At 62.4% G+C, this 1,588-nt stretch carries 1 tRNA gene and 2 pseudogenes; 2 read left to right on the forward strand and 1 reads right to left on the reverse strand.

Annotation, left to right across the window (positions count from 1 at the left end):
* Both I71_RS25435 and I71_RS25440 read left to right on the forward strand, forming a co-directional pair.
* Window positions 1–613, forward strand: a pseudogene (locus I71_RS25435) (sigma-70 family RNA polymerase sigma factor); the annotation flags it as partial.
* A gap of 133 nt (window positions 614–746) precedes the next feature.
* Window positions 747–822 (forward strand) — tRNA-Ile (locus I71_RS25440).
* 428 nt (window positions 823–1,250) lie between these two features.
* On the opposite strand, the pseudogene I71_RS25445 reads toward I71_RS25440, so the two are convergent.
* Window positions 1,251–1,588 (reverse strand): annotated as a pseudogene (locus I71_RS25445) (flagellar basal body L-ring protein FlgH); the annotation flags it as partial.

The following is a 1,588-nucleotide window of genomic DNA, read 5'->3' on the forward strand; positions in this document are numbered from 1 at the left end:
CGGCCTGATGAAGGCGGTGGACTAGTTCGAGTACCGGCGCGGCTACAAGTTTTCGACCTACGCCACCTGGTGGATTCGACAGGCCATCACCCGCTCCATCGCGGATCAGGCGCGGACCATCCGCATTCCGGTCCACATGATCGAGACGATCAACAAGCTGGTCCGCACCAGCCGCCAGATGCTGCACGAGATCGGCCGCGAGCCGACCCCGGAAGAGCTGGCCGAGCGTCTGATGATGCCGCTGGAGAAGGTCCGCAAGGTCCTGAAGATCGCCAAGGAACCGATCTCGCTTGAAACGCCGATCGGTGACGAGGAGGATTCGCATCTCGGCGACTTCATCGAGGACAAGAACGCGGTCCTGCCGCTCGACGCCGCCATCCAGGCGAATCTGCGCGAGACGACGACCCGCGTCCTGGCCTCGCTGACGCCGCGCGAGGAGCGCGTCCTGCGCATGCGCTTCGGCATCGGCATGAACACCGACCACACGCTGGAGGAAGTCGGCCAGCAGTTCAACGTGACCCGCGAGCGTATCCGTCAGATCGAGGCGAAGGCGCTGCGCAAGCTGAAGCACCCGTCGCGGTCGCGCAAGCTGCGCAGTTTCCTGGATACCTGATACGGGACGGTTGCTTTTCGATAGGAAGCGGGGGCCGGTCGGCCCCCGTTTCCGTTTTCAGGCTTCTGCGTCGGAACGATGAACGAGGGGTTGCATTTCCACGCGGCTTTGTCGCAAAGTGCGGCCCGCGGTAGGGCCTGTAGTTCAGCGGTTAGAACGCGCCGCTCATAACGGTGTTGTCGTCGGTTCAAATCCGGCCGGGCCCACCAACCCCTTTTCAACGCCTTCCAAGACCCAAGCTTCTTTGCGGAGCAAGGCCTTTTGCGCTCATTCGAGCGATGGAATTGCGTTCCGTGGAATTCAACAAGGCCAGTGGCGGCGACAACAGGCCGGACACATGGATGCATCCTTTTCGTCCAGTCGGCACGGATTTCCCTTTTGCGCCGGAGGGGCCGTCCGCCACATCACCTCAGCCGGGATGCGGCGCTGCCGGCCTGATCCATCTCGGCCCTGATCCATCTCGACAAATGCGGCCCGGCAACATCGGCCCGGCACACCCCACCCATCGGCAGCAATTTCCCATGGGAACAGGGCGCGAACCTGTCGTGAAGCATCATGCAACATGGCCGTAGGGGGATTTCTCCCTCCATGGCCATGTTGCATCGCCATTTTCTGTCGTCCGGTTCGTGAGACGTCCTCAGAACGGCATGATGATGTCGTACAGCTGCTGGCCGTAGCGCGGCTGCTGGACGTCGGTGATCTGGCCGCGGCCGCCGTAGGAGATGCGGGCCTCGGCGATCTTCTCGTAGCTGATGGTGTTCTGCGCGGTGATGTCCTCGGGACGGATCACGCCGTGGATTTGCAGGTCGCGCAGTTCGTAATTCACCCGGACTTCCTGGTGGCCCTGGATGACCAGGTTGCCGTTGGGCAGGNTCTGGGTCACAAGCGCCGCCACCTTCAGCTCGATCTTCTCGTTGCGGTCGACCGACCCCTTGCCGTCGTTGTTTGGTGGCGCTGTTCAGGTTCACCAGGTTC

The sequence above is a fragment of the Azospirillum sp. B506 genome (genome assembly GCF_000333595.1).
Taxonomy (GTDB): domain Bacteria; phylum Pseudomonadota; class Alphaproteobacteria; order Azospirillales; family Azospirillaceae; genus Azospirillum.